This window comes from Bacillus cereus group sp. BfR-BA-01311 (assembly GCF_022664295.1).
Taxonomy (GTDB): domain Bacteria; phylum Bacillota; class Bacilli; order Bacillales; family Bacillaceae_G; genus Bacillus_A; species Bacillus_A cereus.
The window spans coordinates 145,463-164,744 of sequence record NZ_JAKUHC010000009.1 but is presented as its reverse complement, the minus strand read 5'-3'; the positions used below and the strand labels follow the sequence as shown (position 1 = coordinate 164,744).

Here is a 19,282-nt window from a genome sequence, read left to right as displayed (position 1 = left end):
GTTCTTGAACTGTCACAATAAAAAAACAAAACAATACCTAAGGATATTGTTGTTTCCATAGTTTTTTATAGAGGGAGTTCGCGAACCTCTCCCGCGCGGTGCACGGAATTTCTTCTTTCATTGACATAGCTTATTGTAACATATTGTATACTAGCGTAAAAATTTCTGATTTTTCCGCTATTTATTATTTCATTTCTTTCATTTTATAGTATGATTAATTTAATATAAGAAGAGAGGAGGCATCCCACTGAAATCCTTTATTATTTATCTCTTTTTAAATATATTATTCATCCTGATTACAATGCTCGTATATCATTTATTTTGGAATCAAAAAGGGAAACGCTCTCCTAAATTAAATTCAGCTATATTCATTGTACTCTGTTGCCTCGCTACCGTACTCTGTATTACATTTGCAGCAAAAACAAATAATGGTTTTCAATTTGATATGCGCCATATTGTATTAATTGTCGGTACATTAACGGGAGGGCCTATTGCTGGTGGTTCTATCTTAGTTGTATTAAACATATATCGCTTATTATTAGGTGGGGTAGGTGTTTTCCCATCTCTTATCGGTTCTGTTCTTCTATTTATTGTTCTATTATTAACATATAAATTTTTCAATCGAACTTCTAATCGTATAAAAATAACACTTGCTATTATCTACAGTCTCACATACGGATTTAGTTGGATACCCTTCTTCCTTTCAAAGGTTACAAATAAGACTGATTATATACCGCATATTATTGTGTATGAATTATGTTCAATGCTTGGTACGATTCTAATTTTATATTTACTACACATATTACAAACTCAAGTTCGTCTCCAAAATGAACTTATAAATGCTGAAAAGTTTCATTTAATTGGTGAAATGGCAGCGTCTATCTCTCATGAAATTCGCAATCCATTAACTTCAACGAAAGGTTTTTTACAACTGTTACAATCAGATACATGCACTGAGCAGGAACGAAAATTATATATCGACATTGCCATTAATGGCATCGAACAAGCAAATCATGTTCTTACAGATTATTTAACCTTTGCTAAACCAAGCATTGAAAAAGAACAAATATTACAGTTAGAAGAAGAATTACTCCATGCATTGTCGCTAATTACACCGCTTGCTAATTTAACAAATGTACGTACTCATTATATAAAGCAAAGCACTTCTTTTTTTATCGCTGGAGAAAAGCAAAAACTAAATCAATGTTTATTAAATATTTTAAAAAATTGCATTGAGGCTATGCCAAAAGGCGGTGATCTTTATTTCACATTAGTTCCTGATCATAAGCATATTCAGTTATATATAAAAGATACAGGAGTCGGTATGGATTCAGAACAAGTAAAACGTCTTGGTTCGCCCTTTTATTCAACGAAAGAAAAAGGTACTGGACTTGGAATGATGGTCGTATTCAGTGTTGTTCAAGCTATGAATGGAAAAATTGATATTATAAGTGAAAAAGGAATCGGTACAACCTTTTTATTAACTTTTCCACTCATACAAAAAACGTGATGAAATACTCATCACGTTTTTTCTGTTCCTTCAACTAATTCAGCAAAAGCTTTCACTTTTCCGTGCGGTTGTTGATTTTTTTTACGTGCTTTCCAGGCGCGCTCTTCTTCTCGCTTCTTCTTAGACATGTTTTTTTCAACTCCTTCTTTTCTTTCTTATTTCTCCATGTAGTATTCCAAAATAAGAAAGAAAACTATGCACGTATCAAAAAAGAAGTGGTTTCCCACTTCTTCCACTTTAGCGTTGCAAAATTGCATGTTTCGCCTCTTTTAACTGCGTAAGATGTCTTTGTTCATGCAAATCAAGAAATTGAACCCATTGATACAAATTCAGATCATTAAAAACAGGATGCTTTAATCCATTTTCAAATAGATCTTTTTCATCTATAACACTATGAAGCGCGTGTAATAGTTCTTGGCGTGAATGTTCTAGCAATTGAATTCCTTGCTGTTTTTTCATTAAAGTTTCTGTTGGTTGCATTTGCTGAGGAGCTTCTCGTTTATGTGTGCGATCAAGCGTAAGTTGGAGGTCTTTAAATGGAGTCATGTTTCTTTCATTTTTTTGTAAAGCATATACAAGGGCAGACGTGACAGATTGTTCAACTAAATGCAAGTGGTGTAAAATTTGAATAATACTCCATTTATCACGGCGTGGCTTTACATTCACTTCTGTGTCATTTAACATTTCAATTTCTGATAATAGCGTGCTTCGAGTAGCCTGTAATGAGTTTACTAAACTTTCTAAACTTACATCCATATTAGATTGAAGCATACTTGTTCCCCCCTTTTGTTGGTGAAAAGAGGTGCTCCTTATTAGAAACACCCCTTTAGTATTCTGAATTTTCTTTTATTATCTCATCATTTTCCCATTATGTCGATGTTAAACATGTGAAAAAAAGCGCATGTTTTTTACAATTTTGTGTCGTCAATCGCATGTAACCATGCTTCAATTTCTGTAATAACACTTTTCACACAGCCTTCAGCAAATGGTGATGTTAAATTTGCAACCTCTACTAATTCTAAGAACGATTTACTTCCACCTTGTTGGCACAGATTCACATAATCTTCCCACGCCTCTTGTCTATTATCTCTTGCACGTTTCCAAAATTGTAGCGCACAAATTTGAGCAAGCGTGTAATCAATATAATAGAACGGTGAGCTATAAATATGCCCTTGACGTTGCCAAAAACCACCGCGCTCTAAATAATCATTCTCCTCATAATCACGATGTGGTAAATATTTCTTCTCTATGTTACGCCATGCTGTCTTACGCTCTTCAGGTGATGCTTCAGGATTTTCATATACATAATGTTGATATTCATCAACAGATACACCATAAGGTAAAAACAGAAGTGCTGAACTTAAGTGAGAGAAGTAATATTTATCTGCATCTTCTTCAAAGAATAGCTTCATCCATGGCCATGTAAAGAATTCCATACTCATAGAGTGGATTTCACACGCCTCATATGTTGGCCAATTATATTCTGGAATTTCAAATTTACGACTTTCATATACTTGGAAAGCATGACCTGCTTCATGTGTTAATACATCAATGTCACCAGATGTTCCATTGAAGTTTGAGAAAATAAATGGCGCTTTATAATTCTCAATATATGTACAATATCCGCCACCAGCTTTTCCTTTTTTCGCAACTAAATCTAATAAATCATTATCTAGCATGAAATTGAAAAATTCATCTGTTTCAGCCGATAACTCTTTATACATTGTCTTTCCATGATCAACAATCCAATCCGCATCTCCTTTTGGAGTTGGGTTACCTGTAGCAAACTCAAAGTTTTCGTCGTAATAAGCTAACTTCTCTACACCGATACGTGCTTGTTGTCGCTTTCTTAATTCCGTTGTAACGGGAACGATATAATCTAGCACTTGCTGACGGTAATTAGCCACCATCTCCGCATTATAATCTGTACGGTACATTCTTGCATATCCAAGTTCAACAAAGTTTTTGAAACCTAAAGATTTTGCGATTTTCGTTCTCACTTTAACAAGCTCATCATAAATACGATCTAGTTCTTCCTCATTTCCAGCTAAAAATCCGTAGTATGCTTCACTTGCTGCTTTACGTTCGCTTCTTTCTTTTCCTTGCATAAACGGAATCAGTTGCGATAACGTTCTTTCTTCTCCAGCAAAGTCAATTTTTGCAGATGCTAATAACTGTGTATATTGCGATGATAATTTATTTTCTAATTGTAAATCTTTCACGACTTCATCTGAATATGTTTTTAAATCACATTCTGCTAGAGCAAATAATTGTTTTCCATAATACGCCTCTAATTCTTCACGAAATGGAGAATTAATGAGTGCCTTATAATATTTTGTACCATATCCTTGTACAACTGGAGAGAATTCATCAAAGAAATCCTGCTCCTCCTTATAAAAAGTATCCGTCGTATCAACAGAATGGCGAATGTAACAAAGGTTTCCCATTGTACCAAAATCGTTGCGAATCTCATTAATTGAATGAATGACTTGTTTTTGTTCTTCTACAGTTTTTGCGTTATCAAACTTCTCTAAAGCAACAGTAAATTTCTCTTTTAACTCTTCAATATTTGGGCGTTTATATTCATAGTCTTTAAATGACATGAACGAGCCTCCTCTCCATTACATACCTTTATTATAATTCAATACGTATTCTTGAATTCCCTCTTAATTTTCAACAAATTTCGGCAGTGATTGCCCTGAGCTCATTACAAATAAAAAAGCCTTGGATTTATTTATCCAAAGCTCCTTTGGAACATATTATTTTTCATACTTCCCAATTTTTTTTAATAAATCAAGTAATTCATCTTTTTCATCTTTCGTTAACATTTCAAAAGACTGATGTATAACTTTCTCATGCCCCGGAAAAATAGAAGCAATAAAGTTCTCGCCAGACTCAGTTAATTGCGCGTAAATAACACGTCTGTCATTCGGACATGGAATTCTCTTTACTAATCCCTTTTTCTCCAGCTTATCTACAACATATGTAATGCTGCCACTAGCTATTAAAATACGCTCACCAATTTGCTGAAGTGGTTGACCGCCTTTATGATATAGCAGTTCTAATACAGCAAATTCAGTTGGATTTAACCCGTTACTTTGTATAGATTTATTTGTAGTATCCATAACAGAACGATGTACACGAGATAATGCAATAAATACTTTTAAAGATTGAGAAATATCTTCTCGTTCATTATTTGATGTCATACAAATTTCAACCCTTCACTTAAATTCTCAGCAATAAAAAGAAAATGCCAGTTCATACTTCCTGTGAATTCCGAATGAGCATTCACTCATCCATTTCCTCTCCCCTAATATATTAAGAATCATTCTTGAATAAAAACATGACAATTTTAACATAGTTTATATATAATGATAATAAAAAAAGAAGGAGTACCACATTTGAAAGTCAAATTCCAAAGCATAATTGTATATATATTGCTTGTTATCCTACCGACAATAGGGATTGGTGCTACATTTTATTCGTATCATACATATAAAATGAAACAGGAAAACAAATTATCTGCTCATACAGTTCTCTTTTTATATAGAGATTATTTGGATCATCATCTTGGTGAAGCAATTTCTGCTTTAGACATGCTTGCAAAAGTTGTAGGCACCGAGACTGGTAATATAAATGGTATTAAACAAATTGTACATGATACAGATGGAAACGATGCACGCTTTTCTGGTCTATATTACGCTACACCAGAAGGAGTCATTACAATCGCATCTGAAGATGAATCAAAGCCTATAGATGTTTCAGACCGTAAATATATTCAAGACGCGCTCCAAACTAAAAAAACCACTGTATCATCAGTCATTACTGATCGCGTTCTTGGACATAAAGCTATTATGATTGCTGCCCCCATATTTAATAAACAGAAGGAGCTCTCAGGATTATTATTAGCTAGTTTACGCTTTGATTACATTTCATCTTCTTTAAATGCCATTAAACCACAATACCATTTTGAGGTAACTGATAAACATGATGTAGTTTTTCTAACCGATGATAATAACGACACAAGTGATACGCATTCTAATATGCTTACTACCCCACTCCAAAGATTAAATTGGAAGGTCTCTGTTTCTCCATTACCTATTCATCAAAAAACCTTATACCAGTGGGTTGCAATAGAGTGTATAGCTACTTTATTTTTAATGTCTATTTTATTTTTACTTGCTCAATATATGTTGTTAAAACGTCAAACAAAAATTGAAAGGCAACAAAATGAACTACAAAAAATTGAATTAGTTGGAACTTTTGCAGCGAGTACAGCACACGAAATCCGTAATCCTCTTACTGGAATTAAAGGACTCGTCGCTCTATTAAAAGAGAAATATAAAGATGAGCAAGATCAGTTCTACTTTTCCGTAATTGAACAAGAAATAGAGCGAATCAATGAAATTGTAAGTGAATTTCTTATTCTCGGAAAGCCAACCGCCATCATCGAACAAACGTATGATGTAAGAAAAATTCTAAATGAGGTAGCATTAATTATTCAATCTGAGGCGAATTTACATAACATTGTATTCCATTTACATCTGCCAGACCATCCTGTTCATATCCGTTGTTCGAAAGACCATATGAAACAAGTGGTTTTAAACATTACAAAAAATGCAATTGAGGCCATGACTTCTAGTGATACACTAACCATTGTAGTAAAAAACAATGAAACACACGCACAATTGCAGATTATAGATACTGGAAAAGGGATTCCGCAACATATTCAAAAACACCTCTTTCATCCGTTCTTTACTAATAAAGATACTGGAACAGGTCTTGGACTTGTCATATGTAAACGAATTGTAGAGATGTATAATGGGCATATTTTTATTGACAGTACAGAAAACGAAGGAACAACAGTTCATATCGAAATTCCGTTACACATAGTATAATTATCCTTATCCCATAAGGGTAATTATACTTATTTCATAAAACCAGCCACAAGCATTCGCCAAAAATTATTTGATTTTCCTTCATACCCGATTTGGAAAATAGGTATTTTTATAATTGAAAACCATTTCGGTGTTTGTTTTTCTTTATAACATTGATATTGTAAAATAAGCTTGTCCAATTCTTGACTAACTTGAATTGTCTCCCTACTATTTAGCCCACTTGTTAATCCTAGTTGAATCATTTCTTCACGTTTCATATGAATATCACGTGAAAGCTTTTCTAATGTGTACTTCCTTTTTACAGTAAACATCCATATCCCCCTTATTATACTTCCATGCTCTTAACTTCACTTCTCCATTGACTTTTTTAACTACTTAATCATATGCAAATTTGAAGAATCAGAAATTTTAACATTTTCTCCCTGTAATTTACAAATCTTTACCCTCACTTTGAGAATTATTACAAATTATTCTATCTTTGTAAATACATTCGCAATAATAGACATTTTTTTCATCTTGTTTTTTTATAAATGCTACGTAAACCGTGGATTCTTAATTTTCCACTACTTTTCTTCGACATTTTTTGTTTAATTTATATAAAAAAGCAAAACATAATGATGATTGATAAAGTGAAACTTTAATCAGTGTTTTTTGTTCAGCCCCCACTGATTATTAGCATTCACCAATCGGGTAGGCAGTGAATCTCCCACCTATCCAGCCCAATGTTGAGGTGGGAGTCTTACTCCCCCACAAATAGCGGGATAACAATAGAAAGGAAATATTTATATGCGAAAATATACGATTGCATTATTCATCATTGTTTTGTTTTTACCGTCCTTCTTATTTCCTATTCAAGCAAATGCTCATACGAATAAAGTTGCTATTGTCATTGATGATTTCGGAAATAATATGAAGGGGACTAATCAAATGTTATCACTTCCCATTCCACTCACTGTTGCTGTTATGCCTTTTCTTCCTTCCACAAAAGAAGATGCAATAGCTGCCCATAAGAAAGGCCATGAAGTTATTATACATATGCCAATGGAACCTATAAAAGGTAAAAAAGAATGGCTTGGGCCGAAAGCAATTACAACTGATTTAAGCGATGAAGAAATAAACAACCGACTTGAACAAGCGATTCAAGAAGTACCGCATGCAATTGGAATGAACAATCATATGGGGTCAAAAGTAACAGCGGATGAAAGAATTGTTCGCCTTATACTTGCTGCTTGTAAAAAACACGGTTTATTTTACTTAGATAGTAAAACGAATCCTAATAGTGTCGTCCCAAAAATCGGAAAAGAATTAGGAGTTCCTATTATTGAAAACCAACTATTTTTTGATGATGTGTATACAGCAGGACATATTTCAAAACAAGCCCAATTACTCATCAAAAAAATTCAAGAAAAACCTATTATGGTAGCTATCGGGCATGTGGGCCCTCCAGGTGAAATTACATCACGCGTTATTGAAACTTCTATCCCTAAAATTCGTGAGCATGCAGACTTTATTTTCTTATCTGATCTAGCATTATCCCCGCCTCCTGTTTCAAAATAAAGTTCATTACTCACATAAAGTAAAACTTTAATCAGCCCTCACCAATTGGGCTTTTATGGGCAATCCGTCCCCCACTTAACTTCTTTACTTGCGCTGAATTTTGAGGCTCGGATTTTACTGCCCACAAATGACGGGACAAAAAAGTACCTATCTATATATAACAGATAGGTACTTTTTTTAACTTAAATATAATCTACATGACTCACTCTGAATCCTTTTTTCTCTATTTTTCCGATTAATTGCTTTAATCTTGTTTCATCTAACTCATCTGATATATTTACAATAACGCGGCGGATATATTGATCACCGTTATCTAACGTAAATAGGCCACCGATATTATATGCTTTTAACAATGTCCCAAGCTCTTTAATCGTTCCCTTACAATCTTGTGTTGCAATTGTTAATATATAACCACCTGTTCGCATACCAAATGAATCTTCAATAACATCAAATATATTCGAATGCGTTAACATACCGACAAATTCATTATAATCATTTAGCACGGCTAAAAACGGAAGCCGACGAATTACATAAAAAGCTCTGAAGAATGAATCCTTTTCAAAAATAAATGCATTGGAATCATCAAGCATATCCCCTGCACTTACATGCTCTAATCCGCTATTGCATTTTTTTTCTAATAAATCTACTTTATAAATAATCCCCGTGAATTTCTTCTCATCTTCTGCTAATACCGGGATGGCTCGAAATCCCGTTTCGTTCATCATTTGCAGTGCCTCTTCACCAGAATCATTTATCTTGCAAAATGTTACTTGCTGCTTTGGCAGAAAATGATATTTAACTCGCAAAATATGTTCCTCCTTACATGTCAACATGTAATCTATATATAATAAGGAGACCTATATTTTATGAGTGAAATTATTTTTAAAACGCTTTCATTTGTTTATTAACTTGTAGCCATATCACATCCATTTTTATATAACAGAGCTCCTTGCACCCTTAATCATTAATAACTTTACATGATAGTTCATTAAATATTCTATACCCTCTAGCCATTTTTTCGCTTCTTCTGGCGTTTTTCCCCACACAATCATGCCGTAATTATGAACAAGAACTACTCCTCCACCTTCAATGAAATTCGGAACATTGCTTTCTAATAAATCAGCGAATTTTTTTTCATCTTCTACAATTGGAATTGTCATTTCTGTTATACCTTCTTTTCCGAAAACACGCTCCACACTGCGTTTATCGAACGTTACTTCTCCTTCTTCCCCATATAACTCTGATATTAAATGACTATCTACAGTCTGCACTTGTAAAATACATCCTGCACTACTTTTTTTATAAATATCCGCATGCATGAATGACTCTGCAGCTGGTTTTTCTTCATTTTCAAATACTGACTCGCACATGCAATTTACGACAATAAAATCTTCTTCCGAAAATAGCCCTTTATCTCTTCCCTCAACATTTACTAAAAATGTTAACGGCTCTTTTGACGTACATAGCGATAAGCTAATTTTGGTACCATAAAACCAATCACGAAGTGCCAATTCAGATTTCACATCTTTTAATTCATTCCATTTCTTCAGAAAAAATAACATTTCGTCACCCCCGGCATAATATTCATATAAGGTTCGAATCCTTTCTATGTAAAAGGAATATTTTTTGATTATTCTAAAAATTTAATTGAATTATCACATGAGAACGCTTTTTTGTCAATATAGTTTCGTGGTTCTTCTTTAAAATAGGCTATTCATATGTCTATACTCCTATCTATTTCATTTTGCACATAAAAAATACGCTATTCTTTAATTAAAGAATAGCGTATTTTCCTCATTTTTTATTCCGCATTAACGGGCAGCCCGATTGGTGAGGGCTACTAATCAGTGGGGAATGAACAAAACCCCCACTGAATAAAGTTTCACTTTATTTCTTTATTGCATTATACAAAAACTGCGCGTATTGTTCACGTGTTACGAAATTATCTCCTAAAAAATTCCCTTCTCCGTCGCCTTTTGATATTTTATTATCCACTAAAGCTTTCACATATCCTTTCGCCCAATGGCCATTTGGTACATCTTTAAAATTCTCTGCACTATTTTCATTTTCTTTTAACTGAAATACTCTTTGTAGTACTACTGACATTTCATATCGAGTTAATACTCCATCCGGACGGAACATACCATTTCCATAGCCTGTCATAATTCCAGCTTGAACCACTGCATCAATAGCCGTTTCATACATATTTCCTTTCGTATCTGTAAATGCCGTTTTTTGTTCTAGATTATTTTCTAATTTTAAATACCTTTGTATTAGAAGTGCTACTTGTCCACGAGTAATGTTATCACCAAATCCAAATTCACCATTTCCATAGCCTATAAATAATTTTTCTTTCGCTAAGTAATTAATTGCTTCTTCTGACCAATGTCCCTTTGGTACATCTTTAAATTCTACCACTTCTGTTTTCTCATCTTCTTTAGATGTATTACCGTCTTTACTTTCTACTACATTTTGAATAACAGATCCTGTAAAGAAGATTCCTGTATCCGCGAATGGATCTTTCACACCAAATTCATATACTTTCTCACCTGGTGTACTCCATTTCACTACACCATTACTATACGTACCATTATCGCTCTTCAGACGGATTTTCGTAGAAATCTCACCATCTTTTTCATATATAGGTACTTTTACTTCTTTATTTACTTCTGTTTCCTCTAAAAATACTTTTTGATTTTGGACATTAATATAAGCCGTCTTACTTAGTTCTATAACTGGTCGGACATCACGGATTTCATTTGCAACAAAACTTAGAAATACTAATTTTTTTAAATTACTAACTGGTGATAAGTCTGAAATATAATTCGCTTCTAAATCAAGCTTTTGTAAGTTTACTAAACTTGATAATGGAGTAATATCCTTTAACTCATTGTTAGGTAAGTGTAATTGTTTTAACTGTGTCATCTTACTTAGAGGAGTAACATCTTTTATTTCATTTTTCCCGATCCACAATTCTTCTAATTGCTTCATTTGCTCAATGCCGGATAAATCTTTAACTTTATTACGTGTTAATACTAAGTCTGTTAAAGGTAATGAATATAACGCTTTAATATCTTCAATTTGATTACCTGCTAAAGTTAAGTATGTTACATTTTTCAAAGCGCTTAATGGAGCAACGTTCGTAATTTTATTATTTGCTAAATTCAAGTAATCTAGTTGTTCCATTTTCGCTAATGCTGTTACATCTTCTATTTGGTTGCCTGATAGAAATAAACTTTTTACATTTTTCATTTCAGTTAGTGGTGCAACGTTTGTAATTTTATTATTACTTAAATCAAGGGATTCTAAATTATCCATCTTAACAAGTGGCGTTACATCTGCAAATTCATTACCACGCAAAGCTAAATGATTTAATTGCTTTAAGTTCGCAAAGAACGACGGATCCTTTATCTTCGCATTCGCAACTGTTAAAGATTTTAAATTTGGCATATATTTTAATGCACTATAATCAAGTATCTCATTTGTATTAAAAAACAAATCCTTTACTTGTAATAAATCTTCTTTCGTAATTGGTGTATTTAAATCTTTTCTATTAAATACTTTTTTATTAACAAGCTCTCTTAATTTGTTATCTGTTATCATATTTTGATTATCAACTGGATTATCCGTTTCCGTATTTCCTGAATTAGAGTTATCATCTGGTTTCTCTGTTTCTTTGTTACCTACAGTTGGATCTTTAATTTCAAATTGAACTTGATATTTGTGATCATATCCAATAGCTGGAATAAGTATATGCATTTGCATATTGTGCTTCTTCTCAAACTCGCCAATTTCAAATTGGACTACTTTCGTTCCGTTCTTCCTCTTATCTTCTGACAAAACCTTCACATCATGAAATACACCAGGCTGGTTTCTATCTTCTATTCTAAGATATTGAAAATAATCGCTATCTTGCATTGTTACAGTGACAATTTTTTTACCAGCTGCAATCGTTACTTTAGGATCTTTTATATATTGAGAAACCATAGATGGCTCGTCTTTTTGGTCCTTATATATTTTAATTTCAGTATCATACGTGCGATCACTCGCTGCTGCTACCGATTGATTTGCTTCAACTTTTAATGCCGCTAATGCTGGAGTAGAATACGTAGCAAATGGAATTGCTAATGTTGTCGCTACTACTAGCGCCTTCATATAATTTTTTTTCAAAATAATATCCCCTATCATATACAATTTTTATAATTGATAACCCTTATCAATTACCCACAAATAAATGATAATGAATATCATTATCATTGTCAATGAGAATATTACATTAAATTTATATTTTTAAAGATAAAAAATAAAAAGCCCTTTATTCAAAGGGCTTTTTTACCTATCGTATGAAGAATTTCACTTTTTTCCTTCTCATTGATGACACCAATTTTTTGCAAAATATTCGCGTACAATACAAGTTTATTATATATTCGTTCTGACATGTTCTCCCTTCTTTCCTTCGACCAACTTTTTTTGTATTGGTAAATTATATGAAAGAGATGAGAAAATGTGTCCACTTTTTGCATAAATGCAAATCTTTTATTTTACGATTTGCAGACAATAAAACTCCCTCCTAAAAATTAGGCGGGAGTTTAGGTACTTTCACTTTATTTAACAAACTGTCCACTGAATATTATGCTTCATAAGTTCTTCTTCAAAACTATATGGCATTTTTTTATCACAAATTACATGTTGAATACGTGAAAATGCTGCTATACGATAATTCCCTTTCACGCCTACCTTCGTATGATCACATAAAATATATGTTTTCTCAGCTAATTTCATCATCGCCTCTGACAATTTCGCTTTCTCTAATTCAAAGCTGGAAACTCCAAAACTAGGTAATAACCCATCAATCGAAACGAACGCTTTATGAAAATGGAATTGCTGTATTACTTGCTGAGAAATAGACCCTGATACACGCGAATGCTTTGGAGATACTTTTCCACCTATAAATAAAACTTCACCGTGAAACATCTTTTTATTAATAGAAGAAATTAATTGTGTTGCGACTGGAAATGAACTTGTTACAATCGTTAAGTTTTTACGATGAACAAGGTATGGAACCATTTGAAGCGGTGTACTTCCATCATCAATTGCAATGACATCACCATCTTCTACAAATGTCGCTGCTTTATAACCAATTCTTTTCTTCTCTTCTATATGTAGCATTTCTCTTTCTAACATTGGCGCCTCTACCCCAGCGCCTGGAAGTTGAACAGCTCCACCATACACTTTTTTCAGCTTCTTTTCACGATCTAATTCTTCTAAATATCGACGAATCGTTTCTGTTGATACAGCAAATTCTCTCGCTAATTCTGAAACCTTTACTTTTCCTTTAAATTCTACCTTTTCAAGAATGGTTCGCTTTCTTTCTTCTCCTACTACAGACATAGATTCACCTCATTTATATCTCCCTCATAAGCTTCCTTGCTTATACAAAGTTATAATTTTCTTTGTAAGTAGAAACTTCTTCATGAATATGAATACCGCGCTTTGCTAGTTCATCAAAAATTAATTGTGGATTTTCAAAAGCTTCTTCAGGCGTAACAACACCCACCCTATTTACATTTCCATTTGCAATTAACTCTGTAGCAACCCCAAATGGAATACCGACGTTTCTCGTATACGCTCTTAATTTTTCCCATCCTACAACAGAACCGTCAGATAACGGATGTGTATGATATAACACATGTCTTTGCTTCTCATTATTTTTCATACCTATTACTTCTACATGAAGTGCATAACCATAAAGCTCTGTTTCTTGACCTTCTTTCGATTGCAATAAATACTGCGAAATACAATCCATAATTCCTATTTCTTTCCCGTTTATTTCAATCTGATCATTACGCAATATGCCGTAATCATATAAAGCACGTACAAGTTGCATATTTTGCTTTGGCCAAGTTCCTCTCGTCTCTATCAGTTTGACACCTTTATTTTCTAGTGCCTTTGCTAACGTAATCGTTTCAGAATGCGGAATGATATACTGCGTTTCCTTACCATAAGGCGCTGGCAATTCTATTTCTCTCGGACGCGCAAACGGAAGTACTTGCTTAAATTCACCATCTTCATACACTATACGCGATGATAAATGTGGATCATATTCATATGTCGTTGTCTCTGTAATTGAAGCAGAAAAAGCAATCGGACGATACGAACCGTGACTTACACGGACGGACTCTACAGTATCCAGTTGATTTGCTGCATGCATTGCCATCATTTGCGTTACACCTGGCGTCATGCCAAATCCAGGTAAACATGTTTTTTCATTTTGAACAAATATAGCATGCGATTCATTTTCTTCACCAAATCCATTTAAGTTCACACCGTGACAGCCTGCTTCTGCAATACAGCGAGTCGACAATCCGTTTAGCTTTATCGTCGTACCGTCCATTACAATGTCATAACCTTTCATTTTTGCAACCGTATCCTCGTGATTCGTTACATCTACTTTTACAAAATCAACACGAGGATCGTTGAGCCATTCTACTACTTTACGGCCCTCTTCCTCGTTAAAATCGGCTACAGTAATCGTCTCAAAAGATGAAAATTGAACTAAATCCAAAATAGCTTCACGACAAATTTTACCTGCTCCACCTAAGCAAAATACTTTCACCCAATAACAGCTCCTTTAGCAATACAATCAACTAAGCGATTAATATCTTCTTCATGTACATCACCGATATTTCCAATCCGGAACGTATCTACTTTCGAAATTTTCCCAGGGTAAATAACAAATCCATAACGCTTTAATTCGTTATATAACTGTTGAAACTCAAACCCCTCTTTTGGATAAATGAAAGATGTAATAATAGGAGATTGATATTTCTTATCTACTAGTGGCTTAAATCCGATTTCTCCCATTCTATTCACTAGTAGTTTTTGATTGTTGTAATATCGATTGTAACGCGCTCTTACTCCACCTTCTTTTTCTAGCTCAAGTAGCGCTTGATAAAAAGCATGTACAACATGTGTAGGTGAAGTAAAACGCCATTTCCCATTTTGTTTTTCCATCGTTTCCCACTGATCATATAAATCAAGAGATAAAGAGCGTCCTTGCCCTTTACACTTCAATAATTCATCACGTTTTGCGATTACAAATCCGAATCCAGGAACCCCTTGAATACACTTATTTGCACTACTAATTAAAAAATCAATTTGTAAATCAGCAATGTCTATTTCAATCCCGCCGAAACTACTCATCGCATCAACAATTGTAACCTTTCCATACTGCTTTCCTAATTTACATACATCTACAATTGGATTTATAATTCCTGTCGTTGTTTCACAATGAACAACTGCAATATGCGTAATCTCTTTATCTTCTTGCAATAACTTTTCTACTTCTACAATATTAGTAGGTTCCCACTCTTCTGTTTGACTGATCACTACATCAATCTGTAACATCTCTGCCATTTGCACAATTCGCTTACCGTACGCACCATTTGTACAAACGAGAAGCTTCCCATTTGCCGGAATAACAGAACCAATTACTGCTTCAACTGAAAACGTACCGCTTCCTTGCATTAACACTGTTGTATATTTCTCTTCTTCCTTCGTCGCTAACGATACAAGTTTAGCTCTTACTTCTTGCACCATCGTATTATATTCATCATCCCACGTACACCAATCGTATAGCATAACTTCTTTTACTGATTTTGTTGTCGTTAATGGTCCTGGTGTTAATAATAAGTAGTGATTTTCATTCATGATCCCGTGCCCCTTTTATGAAATAATAAGTTCTTGTTTCTCGATATGTTCCATTACGTTTTCGAGCTCCTGCATCGTTTCAATCGTAAAATGAGCCCCATTTTCAACAAACCGATTACGAACTATTTCTATTTTTTCACGAAGCTCTACCGAATCCATACTCTCCACTTCCTCTTCCGTTAAACCGAGCTCACTACTTCCAAGAATTACACCAACTGTCCACATTCCAGCATTTCTACCTTCTTTCATATCTGATACTGTGTCCCCTACTTTTATCATATGGTTCATCGGATACACACCAAGTTCCATTGCATTTTTATAGCACATCCATGGATATGGACGGCCTGCTGGAACATCATCTGGCGTAACAAGAAAATCAGGTTTATATCCTTGTAACGCTGCTTCCTTTGCTACAATTTCCATCATTTCTCTCGTATAGCCCGTTGTTGAACCGATTTTAATGCCTCTCTCACGTAAAGAAGCGATTACTTCTTTTACCTCATCAATCGGCGTAGCATAACTTGGTAAAATAGAAAAGAGAATTTCTTCAAACTCTTCATACATCTCATGAATGTCTGCTTCTGTTGGTAATTGACCGAAGACACGCTTCCACTCATCCGCAATACGAGGCATTTCTGTTAGTGCCCTTACATGATCTATTTTTAATAATCCCATTGGCTTACGTGCTTCTTCTGCTGTAATTTCAACGCCACGTTTTTGAAAAATCTTCATGAATACTTCTAGCGGTGCAAAACATCCGTAATCAACCGTCGTACCTGCCCAATCAAAAATAACTGCTTCAATTTTCATTCTGTCCATCACCCTTCTTACTTATCTTTTTTGCCATTGTGAAGTTCGGTTACGAAGTGCTTTCGTTCCCCATTCATATACAACTCTCACTACAATATTTGTAACAACAATAAGTACACTCATTGCAGCTGCTGGTGCTACATTTCCTGCATCATCCATATTTACGATTGATACGGCAGCTAGTTTAAAATCAGCTGCATATAGGAATACAACTGCCGATACAGTTACCATTGAATTTACGAAGTAGTACATTACCATTTCTAAAATTGCTGGTAAACACATTGGTACTGTTACTCGGAAGAATGTTTTATAAAACGGAATACCCATCGACTGCGAAACAAGCTCAAACTCTCGGTCTAATTTCTTTAAGGCAGTCGTTGCCGTGACAAATGTTACAGAATAAAAATGAATGATATTTACTAGTACTAATACAGCGATTGTTCCGTATAAAGAATGAAACGGATTCGTTACTGATAGTCCAAGAATTTGAATCGTTGGTTGACTAAAGAAAAAGACATATCCTAATCCGAGTACTAAACCTGGTATCGCTAACGGCACTATAGAGAAAAAGTAACCTGTTTTTCTGAAAAATTGTAGCTGGTCTATTTTCTCAATTGCATATGCGAATACAAATGTTAAAATCGCCCCAATAACTGCTGTAACTGCTGAAACAATTACGCTATTTTTAAATGCTTCAAGTCCATCTCCTGTTAAACTTGAAAAATTAAAATGCTCAAATGTAAAACTCATATTATATGGCCATACTTTCACACTTGCAGCAATACCAACTGCAACAAATAATAGAATGATCATAAGTGTAATCACACTACAATATATGAATGAGATTACATCTCTTTTCTTATTAGCTATTATTCTGTATGGTACTGCTTTTGAAGATAAGAAATTCGCCTGCTTTCTTTGCGTAATACGATCAACTACAAATGCGAATATAGCTGGGATTAATAAAATCATTCCGACAGTTGCACCCATCGGCATATTTTGCTGTCCAATTACTTGTTTGTATACGTCAGTAGCAAGCACATTATATTGACCACCAACAATTTTTGGTGCCCCAAAATCAGTAAAACTAAGTGTGAACACAACAAACATTGCACTAATTAATCCGTACTTTACACTAGGTAAAGTAACCGTGAAAAATTGCTTTGTTTTACTCGCCCCTAACATATTAGAAGCTTCATATAAACGATAATCAGATCCTTGGAAGGCAATTAGCAATATAAGAAAGGCTTGTGGAAATGTATACATAACTTCAGCTATTACAATTCCTACTGGTCCATATAAAGGGATTTGTATACCTTCAAATAAACCAAACATTCCTTTCGTTACTAGCCCTTGATTACCAAATAAATATGTAAGTGCTATACCGTGCATCATCGTTGGTGCGAACAATGGTAATAACGCAATGTATTGAAATACACGCTTTCCAAACACATTCGTACGAGCGATCGCATAGGCGTAAGCGAAAGCCAGTGTTACTGCAATAATTGTTGTCGCACCCGAAACCCATACCGTATTTTGTAATGATTGAACTAGCGTTGGTGTTGTGAAATATTTACTGAAATTCGCAACACCAATGAAAGCTCCATCTTTATCATAAAAAGCTTGTGTAAATAGTTGTAATAGCGGCAATACAAGCATAATCAAAAAGGCAAAAATCATACCAATAATTAATAGTCGTTGTACCCACTCTTCTTTACCGATACGTCTCTTAATCTTTTTTTTCGTATTTTCTACCTTTAAATCTTCTAACATCTCCATCTATACAACAACCTTCTTTCCATATGACAACATATGATTTTCTGAGAAAGAGATTTGAATTGGCTTCCCTTTCCTAATGGCTGTTTTTTCTACTTCTGATGCCAATATATCTACAACGATTTTCTCATTATATAGGTGTGTTTTCTCATCTATAACTCTCACTTCTGTCCGGTATACAGACCCACGAAACTCCATGCTTTCTACCATTGTTTTAATGCCATTATTTTGTACGACTGTTACATGCTCAGGACGAATTGCATGTTCTTCGTTATTTTTCGAAAAGAAATTAATAGAACCAATAAAATCTGCCACAAACGGATTGGCTGGTCTTTGATAAATCTCCTCTGGTGTTCCAATCTGCATAATTTCCGCATGATTCATTACAACAATTTTATCAGCCATCGTTAATGCCTCTTCTTGATCATGCGTTACCATAATCGTCGTTACTCCTATTTTCTCTTGCAAATCACGCATTTCCCTACGTAATTTTTCACGCACTTTTGCATCTAAAGCTGATAACGGCTCATCGAGTAACAAAATATCTGGAGACAGAGCGAGCGCACGTGCAAGTGCTACTCGCTGCTGTTGTCCACCAGACATTTGAGCAGGATATTTATCTTTTACATTCAGCAAATCTACAAGTTTTAACGCATCTAGCGCTTTCTCTTTCACTTCTGCTTTCCCATATTTTTTTGTCTTTAAGCCGTATTCAATATTTTCAAGTGCTGTTAAATTCGGAAATAAAGCATACGATTGGAAAACCATTCCGAAGTTTCTCTTTCCAGGAGGCAATGCTGTAATATCTTTTCCATTCACAGCTATACTGCCAGTCGTTGGTTCCTCTAGTCCCGCTAAAATGCGAAGCAACGTCGTTTTCCCACAGCCACTCGGGCCTAATAAACAAACAAACTCATTTTTGTTCACAGTAAAAGAAATATCTTTTAACGCTGTAAATGCATCAAACTGTTTTTGAATGTGTTGAATTGATAAATATTCGCTCATTTTTCTCTCTCCCACT

At 34.4% G+C, this 19,282-nt stretch carries 17 protein-coding genes and 1 riboswitch; of the genes, 3 read left to right on the top strand and 14 right to left on the bottom strand.

Annotation, left to right across the window (positions count from 1 at the left end; translation table 11 throughout):
- Positions 1-51: 51 nt before the first annotated feature.
- A riboswitch (PreQ1 riboswitch) is annotated at positions 52-95 on the bottom strand.
- 206 nt (positions 96-301) lie between these two features.
- Positions 302-1,510, top strand: a complete 1,209-nt coding sequence (kinB, locus tag MR136_RS20300) for a sporulation sensor histidine kinase KinB (RefSeq protein ID WP_000964154.1) — start codon at positions 302-304, stop codon at positions 1,508-1,510.
- 11 nt (positions 1,511-1,521) lie between these two features.
- Here the strand turns inward: kinB and MR136_RS20295 are convergent, their stop codons facing one another.
- The 4 genes from MR136_RS20295 to MR136_RS20280 all read right to left on the bottom strand — a co-directional run bounded on the left by MR136_RS20295 (position 1,522) and on the right by MR136_RS20280 (position 4,716).
- Entirely contained in the window at positions 1,522-1,638 is a 117-nt protein-coding gene (locus tag MR136_RS20295; protein WP_000038356.1) for a DUF6254 family protein, read from the bottom strand.
- Positions 1,639-1,747: 109 nt separating this feature from the next.
- The gene (locus MR136_RS20290; RefSeq protein ID WP_000941961.1) at positions 1,748-2,281 is read right to left on the bottom strand and encodes a DinB family protein; all 534 of its coding nucleotides are present in this window, start codon (positions 2,279-2,281) and stop codon (positions 1,748-1,750) included.
- 137 nt (positions 2,282-2,418) lie between these two features.
- Positions 2,419-4,113, bottom strand: a complete 1,695-nt coding sequence (locus MR136_RS20285) for a M3 family oligoendopeptidase (RefSeq protein WP_000008577.1) — start codon at positions 4,111-4,113, stop codon at positions 2,419-2,421.
- A 156-nt stretch (positions 4,114-4,269) separates the two neighbouring features.
- Complete coding sequence (locus MR136_RS20280) at positions 4,270-4,716, bottom strand: MarR family winged helix-turn-helix transcriptional regulator (protein WP_000203336.1); 447 nt, start codon at positions 4,714-4,716, stop codon at positions 4,270-4,272.
- Positions 4,717-4,911: 195 nt separating this feature from the next.
- On the opposite strand from MR136_RS20280, the gene MR136_RS20275 reads away from it, so the two are divergent.
- On the top strand, positions 4,912-6,408 hold the full coding sequence (locus tag MR136_RS20275) for a DUF3149 domain-containing protein (protein ID WP_000865068.1): 1,497 nt from the start codon (positions 4,912-4,914) through the stop codon (positions 6,406-6,408).
- Between the two features lie 29 nt (positions 6,409-6,437).
- On the opposite strand, the gene MR136_RS20270 is transcribed toward MR136_RS20275, so the two are convergent.
- Positions 6,438-6,719 (bottom strand): aspartyl-phosphate phosphatase Spo0E family protein, encoded by a 282-nt coding sequence (locus tag MR136_RS20270; RefSeq protein ID WP_000495536.1) that lies wholly within the window; start codon positions 6,717-6,719, stop codon positions 6,438-6,440.
- Between the two features lie 475 nt (positions 6,720-7,194).
- On the opposite strand from MR136_RS20270, the gene MR136_RS20265 reads away from it, so the two are divergent.
- Entirely contained in the window at positions 7,195-7,965 is a 771-nt protein-coding gene (locus MR136_RS20265) for a divergent polysaccharide deacetylase family protein (protein ID WP_001234107.1), read from the top strand.
- Between the two features lie 182 nt (positions 7,966-8,147).
- Here MR136_RS20265 and cbpA read toward each other — a convergent pair whose 3' ends face one another.
- The 9 genes from cbpA to MR136_RS20220 all read right to left on the bottom strand — a co-directional run bounded on the left by cbpA (position 8,148) and on the right by MR136_RS20220 (position 19,266).
- The gene (gene cbpA / locus MR136_RS20260) at positions 8,148-8,771 is read right to left on the bottom strand and encodes a cyclic di-AMP binding protein CbpA (RefSeq protein WP_001264208.1); all 624 of its coding nucleotides are present in this window, start codon (positions 8,769-8,771) and stop codon (positions 8,148-8,150) included.
- A 126-nt stretch (positions 8,772-8,897) separates the two neighbouring features.
- A complete protein-coding gene (locus MR136_RS20255; protein ID WP_000896006.1) occupies positions 8,898-9,527 on the bottom strand; it encodes a class II aldolase/adducin family protein in 630 nt (209 codons plus the stop codon).
- Between the two features lie 325 nt (positions 9,528-9,852).
- The gene (locus MR136_RS20250) at positions 9,853-12,153 is read right to left on the bottom strand and encodes an NEAT domain-containing leucine-rich repeat protein (protein WP_242259569.1); all 2,301 of its coding nucleotides are present in this window, start codon (positions 12,151-12,153) and stop codon (positions 9,853-9,855) included.
- Between the two features lie 420 nt (positions 12,154-12,573).
- Complete coding sequence (locus MR136_RS20245) at positions 12,574-13,356, bottom strand: DeoR/GlpR family DNA-binding transcription regulator (RefSeq protein WP_000117666.1); 783 nt, start codon at positions 13,354-13,356, stop codon at positions 12,574-12,576.
- Between the two features lie 40 nt (positions 13,357-13,396).
- Positions 13,397-14,581, bottom strand: coding sequence for a saccharopine dehydrogenase family protein (locus MR136_RS20240; protein ID WP_017673697.1), 1,185 nt, complete (start codon positions 14,579-14,581; stop codon positions 13,397-13,399).
- The gene (gene phnW / locus MR136_RS20235) at positions 14,578-15,675 is read right to left on the bottom strand and encodes a 2-aminoethylphosphonate--pyruvate transaminase (protein WP_017673696.1); all 1,098 of its coding nucleotides are present in this window, start codon (positions 15,673-15,675) and stop codon (positions 14,578-14,580) included. The genes MR136_RS20240 and phnW overlap by 4 nt, the downstream gene beginning before the upstream one ends.
- A 15-nt stretch (positions 15,676-15,690) precedes the next feature.
- Entirely contained in the window at positions 15,691-16,485 is a 795-nt protein-coding gene (phnX, locus tag MR136_RS20230) for a phosphonoacetaldehyde hydrolase (protein WP_000687399.1), read from the bottom strand.
- Between the two features lie 21 nt (positions 16,486-16,506).
- Positions 16,507-18,264, bottom strand: a complete 1,758-nt coding sequence (locus tag MR136_RS20225; RefSeq protein ID WP_061456941.1) for a putative 2-aminoethylphosphonate ABC transporter permease subunit — start codon at positions 18,262-18,264, stop codon at positions 16,507-16,509.
- The gene (locus MR136_RS20220; RefSeq protein WP_061456940.1) at positions 18,265-19,266 is read right to left on the bottom strand and encodes a putative 2-aminoethylphosphonate ABC transporter ATP-binding protein; all 1,002 of its coding nucleotides are present in this window, start codon (positions 19,264-19,266) and stop codon (positions 18,265-18,267) included.
- Positions 19,267-19,282: the final 16 nt, after the last annotated feature.

What these genes read in the sequence shown, in the direction of transcription:
- kinB (WP_000964154.1), top strand. Translation starts at nt 302, where the DNA reads ATGCTCGTATATCATTTATTTTGGAATCAAAAAGGGAAACGCTCTCCT.
- MR136_RS20295 (WP_000038356.1), bottom strand. Translation starts at nt 1,638, where the DNA reads ATGTCTAAGAAGAAGCGAGAAGAAGAGCGCGCCTGGAAAGCACGTAAA.
- MR136_RS20290 (WP_000941961.1), bottom strand. Translation starts at nt 2,281, where the DNA reads ATGCTTCAATCTAATATGGATGTAAGTTTAGAAAGTTTAGTAAACTCA.
- MR136_RS20285 (WP_000008577.1), bottom strand. Translation starts at nt 4,113, where the DNA reads ATGTCATTTAAAGACTATGAATATAAACGCCCAAATATTGAAGAGTTA.
- MR136_RS20280 (WP_000203336.1), bottom strand. Translation starts at nt 4,716, where the DNA reads ATGACATCAAATAATGAACGAGAAGATATTTCTCAATCTTTAAAAGTA.
- MR136_RS20270 (WP_000495536.1), bottom strand. Translation starts at nt 6,719, where the DNA reads ATGTTTACTGTAAAAAGGAAGTACACATTAGAAAAGCTTTCACGTGAT.
- MR136_RS20265 (WP_001234107.1), top strand. Translation starts at nt 7,195, where the DNA reads ATGCGAAAATATACGATTGCATTATTCATCATTGTTTTGTTTTTACCG.
- MR136_RS20255 (WP_000896006.1), bottom strand. Translation starts at nt 9,527, where the DNA reads ATGTTATTTTTTCTGAAGAAATGGAATGAATTAAAAGATGTGAAATCT.
- MR136_RS20250 (WP_242259569.1), bottom strand. Translation starts at nt 12,153, where the DNA reads ATGATAGGGGATATTATTTTGAAAAAAAATTATATGAAGGCGCTAGTA.
- MR136_RS20245 (WP_000117666.1), bottom strand. Translation starts at nt 13,356, where the DNA reads ATGTCTGTAGTAGGAGAAGAAAGAAAGCGAACCATTCTTGAAAAGGTA.
- phnW (WP_017673696.1), bottom strand. Translation starts at nt 15,675, where the DNA reads ATGAATGAAAATCACTACTTATTATTAACACCAGGACCATTAACGACA.
- phnX (WP_000687399.1), bottom strand. Translation starts at nt 16,485, where the DNA reads ATGAAAATTGAAGCAGTTATTTTTGATTGGGCAGGTACGACGGTTGAT.
- MR136_RS20225 (WP_061456941.1), bottom strand. Translation starts at nt 18,264, where the DNA reads ATGGAGATGTTAGAAGATTTAAAGGTAGAAAATACGAAAAAAAAGATT.
- MR136_RS20220 (WP_061456940.1), bottom strand. Translation starts at nt 19,266, where the DNA reads ATGAGCGAATATTTATCAATTCAACACATTCAAAAACAGTTTGATGCA.